Source organism: Bacteroides thetaiotaomicron VPI-5482 (genome assembly GCF_000011065.1).
GTDB lineage: Bacteria > Bacteroidota > Bacteroidia > Bacteroidales > Bacteroidaceae > Bacteroides > Bacteroides thetaiotaomicron.
On record NC_004663.1, the window covers coordinates 4,284,474 to 4,307,317 of the forward strand.

At 46.4% G+C, this 22,844-nt stretch carries 11 protein-coding genes; 3 read left to right on the forward strand and 8 right to left on the reverse strand.

Annotated features, from left to right (window positions below; all coding sequences use genetic code 11):
* Positions 1 to 27: 27 nt before the first annotated feature.
* From BT_RS16870 to BT_RS16880, 3 genes are all read right to left on the reverse strand, one after another.
* Entirely contained in the window at positions 28 to 3,189 is a 3,162-nt protein-coding gene (locus BT_RS16870; protein WP_011108774.1) for a SusC/RagA family TonB-linked outer membrane protein, read from the reverse strand.
* Positions 3,190 to 3,348: 159 nt separating this feature from the next.
* Positions 3,349 to 4,884 carry a sulfatase family protein gene (locus tag BT_RS16875; RefSeq protein WP_011108775.1) on the reverse strand — a complete coding sequence of 512 codons (1,536 nt, stop codon included), beginning with the start codon at positions 4,882 to 4,884 and terminating at the stop codon, positions 3,349 to 3,351.
* Positions 4,885 to 5,183: 299 nt separating this feature from the next.
* The gene (locus BT_RS16880; RefSeq protein WP_011108776.1) at positions 5,184 to 9,248 is read right to left on the reverse strand and encodes a hybrid sensor histidine kinase/response regulator transcription factor; all 4,065 of its coding nucleotides are present in this window, start codon (positions 9,246 to 9,248) and stop codon (positions 5,184 to 5,186) included.
* A gap of 111 nt (positions 9,249 to 9,359) precedes the next feature.
* Between BT_RS16880 and BT_RS16885 the strand changes: the two genes are divergently transcribed.
* The gene (locus BT_RS16885) at positions 9,360 to 10,001 is read left to right on the forward strand and encodes a carbohydrate-binding family 9-like protein (protein WP_008762936.1); all 642 of its coding nucleotides are present in this window, start codon (positions 9,360 to 9,362) and stop codon (positions 9,999 to 10,001) included.
* 60 nt (positions 10,002 to 10,061) lie between these two features.
* Here BT_RS16885 and lpxA read toward each other — a convergent pair whose 3' ends face one another.
* From lpxA to BT_RS16910, 5 genes are all read right to left on the reverse strand, one after another.
* Positions 10,062 to 10,832, reverse strand: coding sequence for an acyl-ACP--UDP-N-acetylglucosamine O-acyltransferase (lpxA, locus tag BT_RS16890; RefSeq protein WP_008762937.1), 771 nt, complete (start codon positions 10,830 to 10,832; stop codon positions 10,062 to 10,064).
* Between the two features lie 18 nt (positions 10,833 to 10,850).
* A complete protein-coding gene (locus BT_RS16895; protein WP_008767546.1) occupies positions 10,851 to 12,236 on the reverse strand; it encodes an efflux transporter outer membrane subunit in 1,386 nt (461 codons plus the stop codon).
* 11 nt (positions 12,237 to 12,247) lie between these two features.
* Positions 12,248 to 15,463, reverse strand: a complete 3,216-nt coding sequence (locus tag BT_RS16900) for an efflux RND transporter permease subunit (protein WP_008767547.1) — start codon at positions 15,461 to 15,463, stop codon at positions 12,248 to 12,250.
* A gap of 16 nt (positions 15,464 to 15,479) precedes the next feature.
* Positions 15,480 to 16,655, reverse strand: a complete 1,176-nt coding sequence (locus tag BT_RS16905) for an efflux RND transporter periplasmic adaptor subunit (protein WP_011108777.1) — start codon at positions 16,653 to 16,655, stop codon at positions 15,480 to 15,482.
* A 179-nt stretch (positions 16,656 to 16,834) separates the two neighbouring features.
* Entirely contained in the window at positions 16,835 to 19,945 is a 3,111-nt protein-coding gene (locus tag BT_RS16910; protein WP_011108778.1) for a glycoside hydrolase family 2 TIM barrel-domain containing protein, read from the reverse strand.
* Between the two features lie 150 nt (positions 19,946 to 20,095).
* On the opposite strand from BT_RS16910, the gene BT_RS16915 reads away from it, so the two are divergent.
* Positions 20,096 to 22,024 carry an Ig-like domain-containing protein gene (locus BT_RS16915; RefSeq protein WP_011108779.1) on the forward strand — a complete coding sequence of 643 codons (1,929 nt, stop codon included), beginning with the start codon at positions 20,096 to 20,098 and terminating at the stop codon, positions 22,022 to 22,024.
* Positions 21,960 to 22,844 carry a DUF3108 domain-containing protein gene (locus BT_RS16920; protein ID WP_008762943.1) on the forward strand — a complete coding sequence of 295 codons (885 nt, stop codon included), beginning with the start codon at positions 21,960 to 21,962 and terminating at the stop codon, positions 22,842 to 22,844. Before BT_RS16915 ends, BT_RS16920 begins: the two co-directional genes overlap by 65 nt.

Here is a 22,844-nt window from a genome sequence, read left to right on the forward strand (position 1 = left end):
TTTCTAACTGTTACTATCATTATCCGTTTAGAATCCCAGGCTTACACCGAAGCTGATAGAGTATGCTCTCGGATAGGAAGAGTAGTCCAGACCGGGAGTGAGCGCACTGTTGCGTACAGATACTTCCGGATCATAACCGGAATAACCGGTACATGTCCACAGGTTTTGTGCGGCAACGTAAACACGTGCTTTGTCTATCTTCCATTTCTTCACCAGCTTGGCGGGGAAGGTATAGCCTACTGTTACGTTCTTCAGACGCAGGTACGAACCGTCTTCGATGATGCGTGAAGAGATCACACGGTTGGAAGAGGAGTTGGTAGCCGCAGGGATGTCACTGGTCGGATTTTCCGGTGTCCAGCGGTTGGCATAGCTGGCGAACTGGTTCAATTCGCGTGAACGGTTGTTGGAGCTTTCAAAGAACAGGCGGTTGGCATTCATGATATCGTTGCCGTATGACCACTGGAAGAAGATGCTCAGATCGATGCCTTTATATTCAAAGTTGTTGGTGAAACCACCTGTATGTATCGGAAGTCCGCGTCCGATAATCGTACGGTCGTTGGAGTCAACTACTCCGTCTCCGTTAAGGTCGGCATATTTGGGCATACCCGGCTGAGTGTTGGTCTCAGTAGAGTAGTGGGGCACTCCCGGTTTCAGGCTGTATGAGTTACCCGATTTGTTGAAGTCGTCGTACTTGTATGTACCTTCATAGACATAACCATACATCAGTCCCATCGGCAGACCGACTTTGGCGATGTAGCTGGACTGACCGTTGTAGTTCTGGTCGAATTGCGCGGCAGTCAGCAAGGCTGTCTGATTCTCCGACAATGCCAGTACTTTATTCTTATTGAATGAAATGTTGAAGTTAGTCGTCCACTTGAAGGCGCGTGTCTGGAAGTTGACGGTGTTCAGACTAAGTTCCAGACCATCGTTACGTACTTTACCGATATTCTTGGTAGCGCTGTAATAACCCGAAGAAAAAGGCAGGGAAGCGTCCAGCAACAGGTCGCGGGTGGTCTTCCGGTAAATATCCATCGTTATACCGATGCGTTCGTCGAAGAATCCGAGGTCGAGACCTGCGTTCCATTGTTCGGTTGTTTCCCATTTCAAATCCTTGTTGGGCAGAGAAGTAGGAACAACACCTGCATTCGTCGCATCATTGTCGAACGGATAAACACCGCTTGGGAGGGAGTTTGTCGATGTATACGAGCCGACTCTTGATTTCAATACCGCCAGCAGCGCATAATAATCATATTCGCCGATACGGTTGTTACCCGTGAGTCCCCAGCTCAAACGAACCTTACCGCTGGACAGTACACTTTTCAACGGCTTCATAAATTCTTCTTCCGAGAAGCTCCATGCGAGAGAACCGGAAGGGAAGTATCCGTAACGGTTGTCCTTGTTGAACTTGGAAGAACCGTCGGCACGGAAAGAAACGGTAGCGTAATATTTAGACATATAGTTGTAAGTCACACGTCCGAGGTATGATAACATCGCCCATGAAGACTTTGCCGAAGTGGTAGTACCTGCCTGTCCTTCGCTCATGCCTGCCATACCGAGTGATTCGTTGGGGATGTGCGTTGTGCGGAATGAATAAATCTCATAGTCCGAGTTCTGGAACGTGATACCTCCCAATACATTGAGGAAGTGTTTCTTTTTGATGTTAGTCTGATAAGTCAGGGTGTTTTCGTTCAGCCATGTCAGGCGTTCCTGGCGGGTTACCTGAGCATTCACTTTATCTGTAGAGGTAGGACCTCCGTAGCGGGTATTCGAGTTGTTGAACTGATCCTGCTTGCGTGAATCATAAGTATATCCGGCGGAAACTTTCAGTTTCAGTCCTTTCAGTACTTCGTATTCTGCGAATCCGTTCATTTGAAGATTGTTGGTGTAGCTCTTCCGGTATTCGTTCTTCTGTGATTTGATCGGGTTGAAACGGTAGTCGTTGCTTGAATCTACGGCATTGTCCGTTGAACTGTCCATCAGGAAGCTGAGCGGAGTGTCGGGGGAAGTCACCGGACGGTATCCCCATACGCTATAGAAAAGGTTGTTCATACCACTGTAAGAGGTGGATGATGGAGTACTACCTGTCTGGATAGAGCGTGAATAGTTGGTGGTCAGGCTCATGTTCAGTTTGCCGCGACGGACTACTGTGTTCATACGTCCTTGCATACGTTTGTAACCGGTTTCTATCAGCGTACCGTCCTGATCGAAGTAAGATAAGGAAGCATTGTAGCGTACACCTTCCGTACCACCGGCAAGTCTGACCGTATGATTCTGCTGCCAGGCAGTCTTGAATATCTCGTCCTGCCAGTTATATTGCGGTATGTTTTTATAATCGTCCAGTGTCCATTGCTTGCCTTCGTAGTTCATTAGGTATGAGCCGGCAACGACGGTAGGATACATTTCATTCTGTAGCTTGACAAACTCATAAGCATCCATCATCGGAATAGTGCGGGTGACGTGCTGCACACCGAAACTACCGTCATAGGACAACTGTGCCCGTCCTACCTTACCTTTCTTGGTGGTGATGATGACAACACCGTTGGCACCGCGCGCACCGTAAATGGCCGTAGCCGACGCATCTTTGAGGAAGTCGAGCGACTCGATATCGGAAGGGTTCAGCGTGCTGGCTGCCGATGAATCTTCTATCGGGAAACCGTCGATAACGAACAGCGGCGAGTTTTCTTGTGTCAGTGAGTTGTTACCACGGATCACGATACTCATGTTGCCGCCCGGCATACCTTCGCCCGAAGTTACGTTTACTCCGGCGATACGTCCGCCGAGTGCCTGATCGAATGAAGCGACGGGGGCGGTAAGTACATCTGCCATGTTGGCTTTCGCCACGGAACCCGTAAGGTCGCGGCGGCGTACTTCCTGATAGCCGACAACCACTACTTCGTCCAGCGTTTTAGTATCTTCTTTTAATGTGATGACCATTGGTTTTTGCGAGTCCGCCTTTTGTTCTACGGTGACGTAGCCGATAAAGGAAATAACCAAGGTAGCGTTCTTTTGGGGGATGTTAAGAGTGAATTTACCGTCAAGGTCGGTGATCGTTCCCTGCGAAGTGCCTTTTACCTGAACACTGGCTCCGGGAACACCTTCTCCTAGATTATCCTTCACAGTACCTTTGACAAGTACTTGTGCAAGCACAAATGGAACAGAAAGCAGGAGCATTCCCAAAATGGAGAGCATCCTTTTTCTTGTCTGGTTGGATAGATGTTTTTTCATATATTAAAAATTAAGTGATTTTGTTGAATTTACGATGGCAAAGATATACGCATTGATTGTTCTCATATGGATAGAATTATTCAAGATTGATACAAAATAATACAAATCTGCTATTCTCATTGGTTATCTTGTCTTTACCGATTCAAGCAGTTCGGACAGCTCCCTGACAACTTCCGGATGCTGTTTCGCTACATTGTTTTTCTCCGATGGATCGGCGGATAAATCGTACAGCTGGGGATGCCTGTCATTGCCCAGTTCCATTTTTGTCCAGTATTCGATGGCGGGGGCGTCACTCGGTTCGATGTACTTCCATTGTCCTTTCACGATGGCGAGCGTATTATTGAGATTTTGCTGTACGATGTATTCACGACTGGTGTAGTCTTTTCCCAGAAGCGTGTTCAGATGTTCCTGACTGTCAGGAGCTGCGTCTTCCGGAAGCGGTTGTTTCAGTAAAGCGGCAAGTGAGGCAAAGATATCGATTTGTGAGAAGAGAGCCTGTTGCTTGTTCGGCTTCACTTTGGCAGGCCAGCGGACGATGAACGGAATGCGGGTTCCGGCTTCGTAAGCGCTGTACTTTCCACCACGGTAAATACCCATCGGGGTATGTCCGTTGAGACGTTCAAAGGCTTGGTCCTGGTAGCCGTCGTCGATGACGGGGCCATTGTCGCTGGTGAATATCAGGATGGTGTTGTCCGTCAGCTGGAGGCTGTCGAGGGTGTTCATGATCTCTCCGATGGTCCAGTCGAGTTGCAGGATTACGTCTCCGCGGGTTCCCAGACCGCTTTTCCCGGCGAAGCGGGGATGTGGGACGCGCGGTACGTGTACGTCCTGCGTACCCATATATAAGAAGAAAGGTTCTTCCTTATGGGAGACGATGAAGCTTTTTGCTTTATTGGTGATGATGTCGGCGATGTCCTCGTCTTTCCAGAGAGCGGACTTACCTCCGGTCATCCAGCCGATGCGGGGGATGCCGTTGATTATCGTATTGTTATGTCCCTGACTGGGTTTTAGTTTTACGAGTTCCGGGTTCTCTTCGCCTGTAGGCCAGTCGCCTACTTTATGCTCGTAGTTCACTGTGATCGGGTCGTTCGGGTCGAGTCCTACCACGTGTCCGTTCTCGACGAATACACAGGGGACACGGTCTACGGTTGCCGGAATCACGAACTCGTAGTCGAAGCCGATACTTTGGGCGTTGGGGGTGATGTGGCCGTTGAAGTCGGTGCCTCCCTTCGGACCGAGTCCAAGATGCCATTTGCCGACAACTCCGGTGGCGTAACCTGCTTCTTTCAGCATATCGGCCATGGTGACGCAGGCGGTGTCGATGATTAGTTCCGAGTTTCCGGGGGCGATGCCTGTGTTCTCCTGTCGCCACGGGTACATGCCTGTCAGGAGTCCGAAGCGGGAAGGGGTACTGGTGGCGGAAGTTGCATAGGCGTTGGTGAACTGTACGCCCTGTCCGGCAAGGCGGTCGATATGGGGAGTACTGACCTTTGTCGCTCCGTAGCAGCTAAGGTCACCTATGCCAAGGTCGTCCGCGAATATATAAATAATGTTAGGCTTTTGTGAGTTTTGTCCGTTGTCTTTTTGTACTTTCTGATTGCATCCGGTCAGCAGGGCTATACCGGGCAATAGCGGTAGTAAACGTGAGACATTCTTCATAATGTTGGTCTTTTATGGAGTGATTACTGAACACAAAGATAAGAGGATTGGCGGAAATGAGTGAGCAGGAATGTACAGGTGTGATACAAAATAGTCCATTCTAAAGGGTTAAATGTTTCGGGGCTACGGATGCCTTTTCCTGACATCGTAGCCCGGATCTTGTGCCACGCTGTTGGCACAGCTGTGCCACCGCGATGGCACGGTCGTGCCAGCAGCGTGGCACAAGTGTGCCAACAGGAGGGAACTACTTTGGCATAGGTTCTCCTGTTACAAATGCTACTTGCTTACCTGTTTGTGGGTTATTGATCCGTTTCTTCGTTCCCTTCTTCCTCTTTTTCTTCACCCTTGCGGTAGGCAAGCGGACTGACGTGATAAATCTCCTTAAAGCATTTACTGAAATAGCGGGAAGAAGAGAAACCGATGCGGTCGGAAATCTCCGTAATGTTCAGCTCCGGATTGTTCCGCAGCATGACGGCTCCTTTCTTGAGACGGATACTTAATATAAAGTCGTTCGGTGTCTGACCGGTGACGGCTTTCAGCTTCGTGAACAGATTGGTACGTGCCATCCCCATTTCACGGGCGAAGATGTTGACGTTAAAGTCCGTATTATCCAAGTGCTGTTCGATGATGGCCATGGCACGATCCAGCATTTCTTTATCCATCGGGTTGGTGGCAAGCATCTGGGCAAAAGCCTGTGGCTGTTTGCTGAATTTCTCCTGTAGCAACCGCCGTGAGTTCACCAGATTGTTGCAACGGGAGATCAGGAGATTGGTGTTGAACGGCTTGGTGATATAATCGTCCGCACCGATTTTTAATCCTTCAATGTTGTGTTCCACGGCTGTGCGTGCCGTCAGTAGTACTACCGGAATGTGACAGGTGTTGAAGTCCGTCTTGACCTGTTTACAGAGTTCCGTACCCGACATACGTGGCATGACAACGTCACTCAGTATGATGCTTGGCATATCTTTCTGTATGATATCCAATGCCTCTACACCATCGGAAGCGGTGGTGACCTGATAGAATGTTTCGAAGATACCTACCAGCATTTGTTTGATGGATTCGTTGTCTTCCACTATCAGCATTTTCGCATCTTCGATGCGTTTATTATCTTCCTCCTTCCATTCGGAGTCGGGCAGTATTTCTACGGTTGGAACGATTGTTTCCGGTGGTTGCTGAATGTTGGCGTCGGCATTGTCCCGTATGATTTGTTCCTCAGTAAAGTGCTGGTTGCCCGATTTCAACGTAATGATAAAACGGCTTCCCTTGCCCGGTTCGCTCTCTACACGGATGGTTCCGTGATGAAGTTCGATGATACCTTTTGTCAACGCCAGTCCGATGCCTGTGCCGGCTCCGGTATTCAGCGAGTCGAGGCGTTCGGTCTGGTAGAAACGGTCGAATATCTTGTCGATCTCGGCGGCGGCAATGCCTGTTCCCGTGTCTTTGATCTCGATAATGACGTATTTATCCTCCTGCGATACGTTGATGGAGATGGTATCTTCCGCTTTCGTATGCTTCAATGCGTTGGACAGCAGATTGTTCACTACCTTCTGCATCTGCTTCTGGTCGTACCATACTTCAATATCATCCGACTGCTTGTTGAACTTGAAATTGATTTGCTTGCTGCTGGCGTATTCAAGGAATAACAGATAATTCTCGTACAGGAAGTTCACCAGATTATGTCGGCTGACTTTGATTTTCATGTGCCCTTGTTCCTGCTTGCGGAAGTCGAGCAGTTCCGTAATTAGTTCACGCAGTTGGAGGCTGTTTTTGTAAATTCCCAATATCTTGTGATAAATATTAGGTGTGAATGTCTGTACTTGCAACAGCGTTTCTACCTGTCCTACGATCAACGTCAGCGGAGTGCGGAATTCGTGGGAGATGTTGGTAAAGAAGCGCAGCTTGGATTGGTTTAATGCTTCGAGGTCTTCGATGTGCTTCTTTTCATATTTCAGTGACTCACGCAGTTTGATGCGGGAATTGTAGTTCTGAATGAGATACCATAACAGACTGACGGTACAAATGGTGTAAATCAGATAAGCCCACCATGTCTCATACCAAGGCGGTAATACACGGATCAGTAGTCGGGCTTCTTCGATACCGTCTCCGTCCGACTTGATGACGAGCGTATATTTGCCCGGATTCAGGTTGGTATAAGTGATAAGCGTCTGTTTGCGGTCGGTGTGATTCCATTCGTCGGAGAAACCTTCGAGGCGGTAGACGATTTCATTCCTGTTGGCAGGGATGAAGTTGGAAGTGGCGTATTCTATGCTGAACATGGATTGGTCGGCTTTCAGGCTGATTTCCGGTGTATAGGCGATGGACTGTTCCAAGATGCCGGTGTCGTCTCCGGCAGTGATCTCCTTTCCGTTGACCAGCAGGCGGGAAAGGATGATGCTGTAGGACTTGGGCGTAAAGTGCAGTTTCTTTTCCCAGAAAGAAATCATGCCTTGGATGCCGCCTAGAAATACTTCTCCGTCATGCGTTACGAACAATGCGTTTTCGTTGACGGCAGTCAGCGGGAATCCGTTCTCTGTACCGTAGTTGTAAAACTTCTTTTGCGGATAGTCAAACTGGGAGAATCCCTGATTGGTAATCAGCAGCAAGTCTCCCTTTTGTATGGACGATTCGAATACTTCGTAGATACAGTCGCTGGATAGTCCGTCTTTCTGCATGTCGAAGTTTTCGAAGTCGTTGCTCTCCTTGCGGTAACGGTCGAGCCCGCTTCCGGAAGTGGAGAACCACAGGTTGCCGTTGCTGTCTTGCATGATGTTGTTGACATTGTTGTTGCTGAGAGTGTTCGGAATGGAGGGATTGTGTGCATAGTGGGTGAGCTTGCCGGTGTCGAAGCGGTAAGAATATACGCCCTCTCCGGTAGCGGAAACCCATAGCGTTTCATCCTTGTCGATGTAGAGGCTGGCCACCATACCGATATTTCTGCCTTCTTTGGTATCCTTGAAAAGATGTTCACAGGTGCCCGTTGCCGGATTGAAAAGGCAGACTCCATTTTGTGTGGCGATGATCAGTTTGTCTTCGTAGGGCACGATGTCGCGTACAATGTCCGAGGGCAGTGTGGTCGGGTCGCCCGCTTTCATCCGGTAAACGGTAAAGCGGTTGGTGCGCAGGTCGAGTTTGTTCAGTCCTCCCAAGTGTGTGCCGATCCACATAATCTCCTCTGTCCGGTCGTAATAGATTGCCTTGACGTTGTTGTGCGAGATACTGTTCTTGCCTTCTTCGTGGCGGTACCAGCGATAAGTATTGTTTTTCCGGTTGTAGACGTTCACGCCACCGCCTTCGGTGCAGATCCATAAGTTACCGTCTTTGTCTTCCGTCATTCTGCCGACGATGGGACTGCTTAATCCTTCTTTCTCCGTGTCTCCCACTTTATAGCGGGTATAGATTTCATATTCCGGATTGAAGTAGTTGACGCCGCCAAAGTAAGTTCCCAGCCATAGGGTTCCCTGTTCGTCTTTCACGATACACCAGATGGAAGAGTGGGTGAGTCCGTCGGGTTTGTTGTCATTGGCGGTATAAAGTTGGAACTGTCCTGTGCTTTTGTCGTAGCGGTTCAAGCCGTGGAAAGTTCCGATCCATAGATTTCCCAGATTATCTTCACAGCAGCTTCTGACAAAATCGGAACATATACTGTTCGGATTCTTCGGGTCGTGGCGGAAGTTGTCGATAGTGCCGTTTGTGCGGATACGGTAGAGCCCTTCCTCCCAGCTGCCAATCCACAGTTCTTTGGATGAGTCTTCGTAGATGCTGGCTATGTTTCCTTTCGTGATGGGCTGAGAGAGTTGCTTGTCGTCCGACAGGCAGTAAACACCATTGCTGGTGGTTCCCATCCACAGGTTTTTCTTCTCGTCCAGATGGAGGCAGGATAGGTTAATGTCTTTCCCGGCAAGGTGGTAGTAAAGGTCGAAGTTGTTCGTGTTCTCGTTGAAAACGAATACTTCTTCTCTTTTTCCGATATATAGTTTTTCGTTGTAGTAGATAGCGTCCACATTGCCTTGCAGTAGGGTTTTGAATCGTTGAGTGGTCATGTCAAATTCGGCTACACCGTCGGTGCAAAGCAGGTAAACCTTCCCGTTCTTATTACCTGTGATACGGAGTACGGTATTGCTGAACAGACTGTTCGGATCATTCTTCTTGAGCTTGAAACTTTTGATATCGTTACCGTTATAACGGTTCAGCCCTTCGCGCGTACCTATCCATATAATGCCCCGTTCGTCAATGTACAGGCTGTTGACGGAAAACTGGGAAAGTCCGTCATCTGTGGTCAAATGGCTGAAAGTAATATTTTGTCCTAACGTACGGACAGCAGTTACGCTTAAAAATAGCAGAAATAAAAGGATTGTTTTTCTCACTAATTCGGTTGTTTAGGGTATTACTAATGGCAAATATATTGTTTTTATTTGATTTTCGGGAACCTTATTAGGAGAAAGTAACTATATTTGTATCCTCCAAACGAAAGATATATGAAAGTAAAGAAAATTAGTTCTGCTAATGTAGAGGCTTGTTCGCTTCCTAAATTATTTGATGAGGAAAAGATAGATTTCCAGCCGGTTCAGTGTGTCAACTGGGCTGAATATCCTTACAAGCCAAAAGTAAGTTTCCGGATTGCGCATACCAAAGATTCTATTCTGTTGCACTTCAAAGTCAGAGAAGAAAGTGTACGTGCCAAGTATGGAGAAGACAATGGATCTGTATGGACTGATTCCTGTGTGGAGTTTTTCTCTGTTCCGGCCAGTGACGGAATCTATTATAATATAGAATGTAACTGCATCGGAACGATTCTGATCGGTGCCGGACCAGCCCGTAACGGTCGGGAACACGCTCCGAAAGAAGTGACGGCTCTCGTGCAGCGTTGGTCCAGTCTGGGCAATGAACCCTTCGAAGAACGTGTGGACGATACGACTTGGGAAGTAGCCTTGATTATTCCTTATGCTGCATTCTTCAAGCATCAGATACAGTCACTGGATGGAAAGGAAGTTAAAGCGAATTTCTATAAATGCGGGGATGAACTGCAAACCCCTCACTTCCTGTCATGGAATCCGATAAAGATTGAGAAACCGGACTTCCATCGTCCCGACTTCTTCGGTACGCTGGAGTTTGAATAAATAAGAAGGGTGATGTCCGTAAAAAGACATCACCCTTTCTCTATGAAAAGTGTATTTTGTCTATTTCACAATCCCACGTTCCGAACCTTTTACGAAATTCACGATATTCTCGATTTCTTCACTCATCGGAACCTGATCGATAATCTTCTGGACAGCATCCTGAACACTGAAATTACCTTGATAGATCAACCGGTAAGCATTGGCAATATGACGAAGGATTCTTTCCGACGTATTGTGATGCTGTGACAGAACGACTGCATTCACTCCATGATAGGCAACAGGATTGCCGGACATAATTACGTAGGGAGGAACATCTTTGGAGATGCGGCATCCGCTTTGTACAAGTGTCCAGCTACCAATGTGACAATATTGGTGCAACGTTACGTTGCCGCTTAGGATCACACAATCATCTAATGAGCATTCTCCTGCAATTGTAGTACCTATTCCTACCACACAATTATTGCTGATCTGCACATCATGGCAAAGGTGTACCTTATCCATCAGGTAGTTCCCGTTTCCAATTCTGGTAGCATTTCCTGCAAAAGTGGCACGGCTGATTACTACATTCTCACGGATATCGTTATTGTCTCCGATGATCAGACTGCTTTCTTCCCCTGTATAGTGAAAGTCTTGCGGTTCTGCTCCCAGGACAGCATTCTGATGTATTTTGTTTCCTTTCCCCATTTTTGTACCTTTCAGGATACTGGCGTATGACATGATGGTACAGTCATCGCCGATTTCCACATCTTTCTCGATGTAGGCGAAAGGCAAGACAGTTACATTCTTGCCTAATTTCGCTTCGGGGTCTACGTAAGCTAACGGACTAATCATAATAGTATATGTTTAAAGTTAATCTTCTCTTCCACCGCCTAATGCCTGGTAGAGGCTGACCACAGCCTGCATCTTGTCGAAACAGTCGGAAACCTGAGAAATCTGTGCGCTCAGATAAGATTGCTGTGCCGACAATACTTCCAGATAGGTTGACGTCCCTAAGTTAAACAATTCTTTTGTATCTTCCGAAGCTTTCTTGGCAGATTCTACCTGCATTTGGCGGGATTCAGCCTTTTTACTGGTGTTTTGGTATAAACTTAGCGCATTGCTGACTTCGCTTCCGGCATTGTACAATGTTTGCTGGAAAGATAATTTAGCTTGTTCTTCCTGTGCTTTCGCTGCTTTCAGGCGGGCGATATTCGTACCACGGTAGAACAATGGCTGAGTCAGTGAACCGATAGCGGAAGCCAGTAACTTACCCGGATTGATAATGGCGGAACCTGCACTGTTTGTCCATCCGGCAGAACCGCTGAGAGTGATCTGCGGATAGAAAGCGGCACGGGCAGAGTTCGTATTATAATAGCAGCTTGCCAAAGACATTTCGGCTGCTTTTACGTCCGGACGGTTAGATAACAACTGCAAAGGAATCCCTGCGGAAAGTTCCTCAGGAAGTGCCTGTGCTTCCAGTACACCACGTTTGATCGCGTGCGGAGCTTCTCCCAAGAAGGTAGACAGGGCATTTTCCGTTTCGCGGATGCTCTGCTCGATGTCGGGGATGGAAGCCACTACTTGTGCATAGGCAGCTTTGCTTTGTGCTAAAGCGGCAGATGTGTAGGTCGATCTTTCCGAAAGTGCCTGTACGGTTTCAGCATTACGTTTCAGTACCTCAGCCGTAGCCTGAGTGATCTCCAGCTGGCGGTCGAGCATAAGCAAGGTATAATACATGTTGGCAATGTTGGCAATAACTTGTGTCTGTACAGCCTGGCGATAAGCCTTTGTCTGTTTCAGGGTGACTTGTGCATTTCGTTTGGAGTTCAGCAGTTGCCCGAACAGGTCTACTTGCCAACTGGCAGTAACCGGCAATGAGTACGTTTTAGTTGCTGCGTTCTTGTCAAAACTGCTGATTGTTCCCTGTGGAGACAAACCGATGGACGGTGCATAAGCCAGTCGGGCTGACATCAGAGACGCTTCTGCCGCTTTGACGTTCAATGCAGCGGAAAGGAGGTCAGTGTTTTGTTTCAGTCCCTGTTCGATGAGAGACTGGAGCTGTGGGTCGGTGAAGACTTCTCTCCACGGCAGGTTACCGAAGTTGGTGGTATCCGAAGCTAATGTATCATTGTCCGCTGCCGGATCACGATACAGGCCGGAAGCGGTAATATCTTCGGGTCTGTCATACGACTTATAGATGTGGCAGCTGCTCAGGAGAGCAGTTGCACACAACATATATAGAATCTGTTTCTTCATATCGAATTTCATTATTTAGCGTATTGTTCAATCTCAGTTACGGCATCCGTATTGTCGATGTCTTCCCATTCCATCGGTTTAACCTTCTCTTGCAGGTACTGGAAGATAACGAACAAAGCAGGAACGATGAAGATCTGGCAGATCATACCGATCAACATACCACCAATAGAAGCTGTACCCAGTGTACGGTTACCGTGGGCACCTACACCGAATGCGAACATCAACGGAAGCAGACCGACTACCATAGCCAATGAGGTCATCAGGATCGGGCGGAGACGGGCACCGGCACCCAGAACGGCTGCCCATGTGATGCTCATACCCATCTTACGACGGTCGAGGGCAAACTCTACAATCAGGATCGCGTTCTTTGCCAACAGACCCATCAACATGATCAACGCAATCTGCATATAGATATTGTTGGACATGGTACCGAGTATCATTTTCAAGGCCGATATACTACCGATCGCGCTCATTCCGTTGACGAACAGGAAGCTGCCTAGCAAACCGAACGGAATGGATAACAATACGGCCAGCGGAAGAATATAACTTTCGTACTGAGCACTCAACAGCAAATAAACGAATACGAAACAAAGGATAAAGATCAAACCAGTCGTACTGCCGCTACTTTGTGCTTCCTCACGAGCCATGCCTCCTAGTTCATAAGTGTAACCTGCCGGAAGGTTTTCTTTGGCCACTTCTGCCAGTGCAGCCAGTGCCTGACCGGAAGTATAACCGGAAGCCGGAGCTACCATCACCTTCATGGAAGTATACAAGTTGAAACGGCTGATAATATCAGGTCCGTATACCTTCTCTACAGAGATGAACTGGGAAATCGGAGCCATTTCGCCTTGGTTGTTACGAACCTTGACATTATTCAGTGATTCCAGATTCTTGCGTGATAACGGGTCCGACTGAATCATTACGCGGTACATCTTACCGAAACGGTTGAAGTTGGATGCGTACAAACCTCCGTAATATCCCTGCATCGTGCTAAGAATATCGCTTGGGCTGATACCTGCCTTCTTACAAGCTGCCGCATCAATATCAATCATATATTGCGGGAAGTTCGGGTTGAAGGTCGTTTTTGCAGAGTTAATTTCCGGACGTGCCTCCAATGCTGCGGTGTAGTTGTTGGCTACATCAAAGAATTTGTTCAGGTCACCACCTGTCTTGTCCTGCATGTTCACCTCGATATCCGTAGATGCCGAGTAACCGGGGATCATAGGAGGAGCGAAGAACAATACCTGTGCTTCCTTGATAATCTTCTGCGCACGCATGTATAAAGAACCGACGATAACGTCTGAGTTCTGAATCATGGAGCGTTCATCCCAGTCTTTCAGTTTGATAATGAAAGAACCGTAAGACGGTCCCTGACCACCAATGAAACTGAAACCGGAGATCAATGTACGTGAAGCTACGGCAGGGTCCGCAGCAATCAGACTGTCTACACGTGCCAGTATTTGTTCCGAGCGGTCTTGTGATGTACCCGGAGGTAGTGTTACAGCTCCCATCAGCGTACCGGTATCTTCATTAGGGACCATACCTGTCGGAGTAGTGTTCATAAAGAAGATCAGCAATACGATAGAGAGAACCACCAGTCCCATTGACAACCACTTTTTCTGGATAAAGAAGAGTACGCGTTTCTTATACCTCTTTAATATAGAGTCATAAGCGGCATTGAAAGAAGTGTGGAAGCGAGAAACAAGTGTTTGTTTCTTATCTCCATGATCAGTATGCGGTTTCAGAAGAACGGCACACAATGCCGGACTCAGTGTCAAGGCGTTCAATGCGGACAGACCGATAGCGATAGCCATTGTCAAACCGAATTGGCGATAGAACGTACCTGCCGTACCACCCATGAAACTTACCGGAATAAACACGGACATCATGACCAGTGTGATAGATACGATGGCACCACCCAATTCGTTCATCGCATCGATAGATGCCAGACGGGCGGATGTATATCCCTGATCGAGCTTGGCATGTACACCCTCGACAACCACAATCGCATCATCGACCACAATCGCAATGGCAAGCACAAGGGCACACAGGGTCAGCAAGTTCAAACTGAATCCGATCAGTGACAGTACGAAGAATGTACCGATAAGGGCTACCGGAATAGCAATGGTCGGAATCAAGGTAGAACGCAAATCCTGCAAGAAGATATATACTACGATAAATACCAGAATAAATGCCTCGATCAATGTCTTCAACACTTCGTGGATAGAAGCGAACAAGAAGTCGTTGGCGTTCATAGAAACGTTAATCTTCAATCCCGAAGGTAGTGTTGTGGATGCTTCATCCAATAATTTCTGGATATCAGTGATGGTTTGCGTAGCATTTGTACCAGCCATCTGATAAACGATACAGGTTACAGCTTTGTGTCCGTTTACACGGTTGGTAAAGTTATATCCCAGACGGTCCAGCTGAATCTCCGCAATATCATTCAGTCGAAGTACCTCACCGTTAGGCAGAGACTTGATGACAATGTTCTCAAACTCTTCCGGCTGTTGCAGACGTCCTTTGTAACGAATGGTATATTGGAAAGTCTGGTTACTACGTTCACCGAATTGTCCCGGAGCCGCTTCTATATTCTGTTCAGCCAAAGCGGTAGATACGTCGTTGGGGATCAGTTTATACTGAGCCATTACGTCCGGTCTCAGCCAGATACGCATGGAGTAGTCCTGACCCATCACACTGGCATCACCTACACCCTGTACACGTTGAACCTGAGGAATCAGGTTGATTTTTGCATAGTTCTCGATGAAAGCATCTGTATATGTATCGGTTTCATCGTAAAGAGAGAATACTACCAGCATGGATGTCTGACGTTTCTGAGTAGTCACACCAATTCTGGTAACTTCGGCAGGTAGCAAACCTTGTGCCATGGAAACACGGTTCTGTACGTTAACGGCAGCCATATCCGGATCAGTTCCTTGTTTGAAGTAGATCGAGATATCACCGGAACCGGTATTGGATGCGTTGGAAGTCATGTACATCATGTTTTCTACACCGTTGATCTGCTCTTCCAGAGGGGCAATTACAGAGTTCAATACGGTTGATGCACTGGCACCCGTATATGTGGCTCTTACCGATACGGTAGGAGGCGCAATGTCCGGATACTGTGTGATAGGCAGTGTTGCCAATCCGATAGCACCTAGGATAACTATCAAAATGGAAATAACTGTTGATAGTACCGGACGGTTAATGAATTTATCTAATTTCATACGATTATCTAAATTATTAGTTGAAAGCTGTAGCTAAATTTCCGTCGTGCTGGTCTTTCAAATGCTGTTGATAGTTCGCTTCTTTTTGAGCCGGCGTGATTGGTTGTATTTTTTGGCCGTCCTTCAGGCTCTGTACACCTTCGATTACGATTTTATCGCCGGGGTTCAGTCCGGAAGTTACCAGATATTCTTTTCCGTTGTCCAGGTTGAATATACCGATCTCGGTATATTTCACCGTGTTGTCCGGCTGCAGAACGTAAACGAACTTTTTGTCCTGGATTTCTACAGTAGCCGATTGTGGGATGCTGATAACGTTCTCCATATTATAAGGGATCAGAACGTTGGCAGTTCCACCACTACGAAGCATATGCTCCTTGTTAGGGAAGATAGCACGCATGCTAACAGAACCGGTTGACTGGTCGATCACTCCTGTGATAGCGTCTACCTTTCCTTCTGCATCATATGTTGTGCCGTCAATCAATTGTAGTTTGATGGCTGGTATTTTACTGATTTCTTCTTTGATGGTTCCTCCGGTTTTGGTCATAGCCAGCAGTTCTTTTTCAGTTGTAGAGAAGTATACATATACTTCGTCTATTTCAGATACTGTAGTCATTGGTGTAGCCATAGAGGGGCTTACGAGTGCTCCCAAACGATAAGGAATGTCGTTGATAACACCGTCTGAAGGACTCTTTACTTGTGTGAAAGAGTAATTTTGTTGTGCTGTGGTCAGCTGTGCTTTAGCCTGGGCGAGTTGTGCCTGAGCCTGTGCCAGTGAGTTCTTCGCCATTGACAAGTCATAATCGCTGATAATCTGTTTCTTGTTCAGTTCGATCTTATTGTCAACAGTCATTTGTTGTGTATTCACGGCTGCTTCTGCTGTTGCAACTGAAGCTTTTGCTGTGCGTACTGCTGCTTCATACTGAGTAGGGTCTATGATGAATAAGAGCTGTCCTTTGCGAACGGTTGCTCCTTCATCTACACATAACTTTGTGATGAATCCCGATACCTGCGGGCGGATTTCTACGTCTTGTCTACCTTTGATAGTAGCCGGATAAGCTTTCATTAGATTTGCAGTTGTCTTCTGTAATTCTTGTACTGCATATTCTGGGACTTTCCCTGTGTCATTGCCCTTATTGCCGCAACTAGACAAGAGGGCTAAGCAAAATGCAAAAAAAACAATTCTACTTTTCATACTTTATATTTATCTGTTTTTTAAAATTGTGCGTTCGTCGCTGTGTACATTCATTGTATGGATAGATGATCTAAGGAAGAAAAGCCGGAAACTTATTCCATGAAATAAGTTTCCGGCTGCAAAAGTACTTTAAATTCGGTATTCTTGTACTCTGATACCGTGTTTTTTAACTATGTTTTTTACTTCAGTTTATGATATACAGGATTCATTATGAAACTGAACTCATAATCCTGATATGGAAGGCGGTATTTTTCCAAAGCGATAGCACCCCAGCTATTTACGCAGGCGAGTCCCGTTTGTACCTTATCAATACAGAAGTTTGTGAAGTTGGCTTTTTCTACTTCCGGTGAGTGTCGCTGGTCTTTGCCGGCACCGTCATCCAATGATTCGATTGTATAATTCAGTGCGGAAGCGGAGAACGGTGCATCAGCTACAAACTGCAGTCCGTTGCCGCCGATATTAAGCAGTCTCCACCAACGGATATCAGTTTTGGTACCAGTTTCCTGCGGGCGGATATATGGATAGAATTGTTCTTCTACGGTCTGGCGGTACTTGCCGATCCTTGCGGCGTGGTTACGGTCAGAATAGTTTTCACCCGGTCCGCGTCCGTAATATTCAATCTCATTGAAGGTGACAGGCATACGCAGCTGCATTCCGAAACGGAACATATCGGAAACTTTCTTGCTCTTGTCTGCTTCCATCTTTTGAGTCACTTTTACTGCTCCCTTATTATTGATGGCATACGTCAGGAACAGCTTTCCACCAATAGATTTCATGTCGTATTCTGCGCGAACCACTGCTTGTTCGTTTTCTATATCATGCTTCAATGAAGTCAGTTTTAGTTCCGGATTCTTCCATGCGCCATATCTGTGTTGTAATCCTGCTCCAAAGTCGTTGTCGGTCGGAGCACGCCAGAAGTTGGGAGTCAGTGCACTTCCGTCTTCCATCAGTTGCGTTCCGCTGACGTCGTAGCGGCAGAGGTAACCGTTGTGCTTGTTGAATTCGAGCGTGAAGTCTTCGCCGGAAACAATCAGATAGTTGTGGTCGTTATCCTGGAAAGAGGGAACTACGACTGCGATATTGGAGGACTGCTTGTTTTCCAGTTTTAGTTCCGGTGCCTTGTAGTCACGGATACTCATTTGGTCATAAGCGATGGTTTCTCCCGCAGGAAGCAATGTCTCGGCAGCTTTTAGCTTGTAGCTGACGTTCAGAAGCAACTCCTTGCAAGAACAGATGTTCTTTATGTCGAATGGGAGTTGAAGTTTTGCAGTCTGTTGCGGGGCTACATTCAGGTCTGATACGATGCCGTTTTGTATGATTTCCCCGTTAGCCAGTAACTGCCATTCCAGATAGAATGCGGACAAGTCACGGAAGAAGTTCTCGTTATAGATATTGATCTCACCTTTGGAAAGATCGGCCGGAGTAGTCCAGATATTCTGATAGAAATATCCTACTTCGTAAGCATGCGGGTTCGGCACGCGGTCAGGGCTGATCAAGCCGTTGTCATTGAAGTTATTGTCCGAAGCGTCATATTTGTTAAAGTCGCCTCCATAGCCGTAGATGGCTACACCGTCTTTATTTTTCCAATGGCAGGACTGGTCGACAAAGTCCCAGATAAATCCACCTTGATATTTCGGGTACTTGCGGGTGATGTCCCAGTACTCCTTGAATCCACCTTGTGAGTTGCCCATAGCGTGTGCATATTCGCATTGGATAAGGGGTTTGTCAATGTTGCCTTCACAATATTTGATACAGTTATTGTAATCATAATACATCGGGCAGAAAATGTCGGTGAATTCACTGGTTCCCGCTTGTTCATATTGTACGGCACGTGTCTTGTCTTCGTTCTTGATCCATGTATAGCAATGTTCGAAGTTAGGTCCCATACCGGCTTCATTACCCAATGACCAGAAGATGATGGACGGATGGTTGTAACCACGTTGTACATTGCGCTGATTACGTTCCATATGTGCTTTGGCGTAAATGGGGTTTTTGGCAAGGCTCTTGTCTCCATATCCCATTCCGTGAGATTCGACATTGGCTTCGGCTACTACGTATAAACCATATTGGTCGCAAAGATCATACCAGCGGTTGTCGTCCGGATAATGGCAGGTACGTACTGCATTGATATTAAGCTGTTTCATAACCTTGATATCTTGTATCATACGTTCGAGGGAAACGACATAACCACCGTCCGGGTCCATTTCATGACGGTCGGCTCCTTTAAAGAGTACTGGTTGGCCGTTGACGAGTATTTGTCCGCCTGTCAGTTCGATCTTGCGGAAACCTACCTTGACAGGGATCACTTCAGTAACGGTACTTCCATTTTTCAGAGTAGCGGTCAATGTGTAGAGGTTGGGCGTTTCAGCAGTCCATTTGGCAGGATTGGCTACGTTGATAGTCGTGTTTAATTTGCCGGAACCTTTCAGATCGGCTGTGGCTACACTTTTCCCTTGTGCGTCTGTCAGGTCAAGAGCTACAGTGCCGCTGCCTTTCATGTCGATAGCTATGTTCAGTGTACCGTCTTTATACTGGCTGTCCAGATCGGGAGTGACGCGAATATCCTGAATGCGTTTCTTGTCGCGTGCATACAGATAGCAGTCGCGTCCTACGCCGGAATAACGGAAGAAGTCCTGATCTTCCAGATAACTGCCGTCGCACCAGCGGAACACCTGGAAGGCAATCAGGTTTTTGCCAGGTTTCAGGTAGTTGGTCAGATCAAATTCGGCTTCCAGTTTGCTGTCTTCGCTATAGCCTACGTAGCGGCCGTTTACCCAAAGATACATATTGGAAGTTACCGAGCCGAAGTGGGCAAAGATGTCTTTTCCTTTCCAGTCGGCAGGAAGAACGATTTCTTTTCGGTAAGAGCCTACGTGATTGTTTTCTGTGGGGACAAGGGGAGGATTGTTCTGAAATTGGTTTCTCCAGGCATAACCGACATTTACATAGATCGGATCGCCATAACCATTCAATTCCCAAACGGCGGGCACTTTAATATTGTCCCATCCTTTGTCGTTAAAACTGGTCTGATAAAAGTTTGTCGGGCGTGCGTCTGCATTTCTTACCCAGTTGAATTTCCAGAGACCGTTCAGAGTCATAAAATTCTGAGAGTCTTCTTTGCTGCCCGCTTTAGCTTCATCAGCCGATGCATAGGCAAAATAATTAGTGTGCATTGCGGAGCGGTTTACGGAATTCACTTCCGGATCTTTCCACTCGTTAAAGTTTTGTGCTTGGATGGCTGTTGTTAGTCCTAGTGCAGCCAAACAGCAGGAAAGTAGTTGTTTCTTCATGGGTTTTTTGTATTAGGTTTGAATTTCGGGAGTCAAAGATAGGGATTTATTAACAAGATAAGGACCAATAATCATTCATTTAAGGCTACTTTTTAATAAATTAGCTAGAAAGTGTAGTGTTTATTGGTGAAGAACGTTTATTTTTGCACCATGTTACAATTTGAGAATCAAAAGATAAAACATATCGTGCGCAAAGCTCTTCCGGTGATTGCACTGGTGGCTATATTGTACTCCTGTGCCAGCATTGGACGGCCGGAAGGCGGGCCTAAGGATTACGATCCTCCGCGTTTTGTCGGCAGTACTCCTGCTGCAGGTGCGATTAACAATAAGAGAACTAAAGTTTCTCTTCAGTTCGATGAGTTTATTAAGCTAGAGAAAGCAACCGAGAAAGTGGTTGTTTCTCCTCCTCAGATTCAACAACCGGAGATAAAGGCTTCCGGAAAGAAAATACAAGTGAATCTGCTTGACTCACTAAAGCCTAATACTACCTATACTATAGATTTCTCGGATGCTATCGTCGATAATAACGAAGGCAATCCTCTGGGTAATTTTGCATTTACTTTTTCTACCGGTGCGCAGATCGATACGATGGAAGTATCGGGAACGGTACTTGACGCCTCTAATCTGGAGCCTATTAAAGGTATACTGGTCGGACTGCATGCAAATCTGAATGACTCCGCCTTTACTAAACTTCCTTTCGACCGTGTGGCACGTACCGATAGTCGTGGGCGTTTCTCTATTCGTGGGGTAGCTCCCGGCAAGTATCGTATCTTTGGTTTGATGGATTCAGATCAGAACTTTGCTTTCACTCAGAAGAGTGAAGTTATTGCTTTTAATGATTCACTGATCATCCCCCGTATGGAAGAAAGACTCCGTATGGATACGGCTTGGGTGGATTCATTGACTTATGATACGATCGTTGAGAAGAAATATATGCATTATTTGCCGGATGATGTGATTCTCCGTGCTTTTAAAGAGCTCAATTATTCGCAATATTTGATTAAGTCCGAACGACTGGTTCCCCAGAAATTCACCTTTTATTTTGCTGGTAAAGCAGATACCCTGCCTGTGCTGAAAGGTTTGAACTTCGATGAAAAGGAGGCTTTTGTGATAGAAAAGAACCAACGGAACGATACGATTCATTATTGGGTAAAGGACTCTTTGCTCTATAAACAGGATACTCTGGCCCTTAGCCTTACCTATCTTTATACGGATACGCTGAACCAGTTAATTCCGCGTACAGATACCTTGAAATTGGTATCCAAACAAAAGACTCTGACCAAAGAAGAGCCCGAGAAGAAGAAAAAGAAGAAAAAGAAAGAGGGTGAAGAAGATGAGCCGATACCGACTAAATTCTTACCGGTGAATGTGAATGCACCTTCATCAATGGACGTGTATGGCTATGTTTCTTTAAACTTTGAGGAGCCGATTGCAAGTTTTGATACTGCGGCAATTCATCTGCGGCAGAAGGTGGATACGATTTGGAAAGATATTCCTTTCGAATTCGAACAAGACTCATTGAATCTGAGGCGGTTTAATCTGTATCCGGAAAATGATTGGGAGCCTACAATGGAATATGAGTTCTCGGTGGACTCAACTGCGTTTCATGGCATTTATGGTTTGTTTACCGATAAGATAAAACAATCATTTAAGGTACGTAGCGAGGATGAATATTTTACTCTTCATTTTATTGTTACAGGAGCAGATCCTCAGGCATTTGTAGAATTACTGGATACCCAAGATAAAGTGGTTCGACGAAGACTGGTGGAGGATGGAAGGGCAGATTTCTATTACCTGAATCCGGGGAAATATGCCGCCAGACTGATTAATGATAGAAATGGAAACGGAGAATGGGACACGGGAGACTATGCAAAAGGAATACAACCGGAAGAAGTTTACTATTTCCCCAAGGTTGTTGAATATAAAGCGTTATGGGATGTTGACCAAAACTGGGATATACACGCAACTCCTGTAGACAAACAGAAACTGGATGAACTAAAAAAACAAAAACCAGATGAAGACAAGAAAAAGAAAGAAAGAGAAAGAGATAGAAATAACCAAAACCGTAACCGTCGCTAATTTGCGACGTCATCTAATTGTTGGAATTCTTGCATTGTTGATGGGAAGTTTTGCGCTTCCTGCCAATGCTCAGTGTGAAGCTAAAAACGATGCTTTTCAATCCGGAGAGCATGTAATGTATGACTTGTACTTCAACTGGAAATTCGTTTGGGTGAAAGCGGGTATAGCCAGTCTGACGACTAATGCAACTACCTATCATTCGGAACCGGCTTACCGTATCAATCTGCTTGCCTTAGGTAGCAAGCGTGCCGACTTCTTTTTCAAGATGCGCGATACACTGACTTGCGTCATGGGTGAAAAACTGGAACCTCGTTATTTCCGTAAAGGTGCCGAGGAAGGAAAACGCTATACGGTAGATGAGGCTTGGTTCTCTTATAAAGACGGCCTTTGCTTTGCCAAACAAAAACGTACGTTCCGTGACGGAGAAGTTCAGGAGTCGGAAGAAAGCGACAGTCGCTGCATCTACGATATGCTGACTATCCTTGCCCAAGCGCGTTCTTATGATCCTGCTGATTATAAGGTAGGCGATAAAATCAAATTCCCGATGGCTACCGGACGTAAAGTGGAAGAACAGACACTGATTTATCGGGGAAAAGAGAATGTGAAAGCGGAAAATGGGGTTACCTATCGCTGCCTGATCTTCTCATTAGTTGAATACGATAAAAAAGGGAAAGAAAAGGAAGTGATTACTTTCTTCGTAACAGATGATAAGAACCACCTTCCTGTCCGTTTAGATATGTTCTTGAATTTCGGTTCAGCCAAAGCTTTCTTAAATGATGTCAGAGGTCATCGTCATCCATTGACTTCTATAGTTAAATAG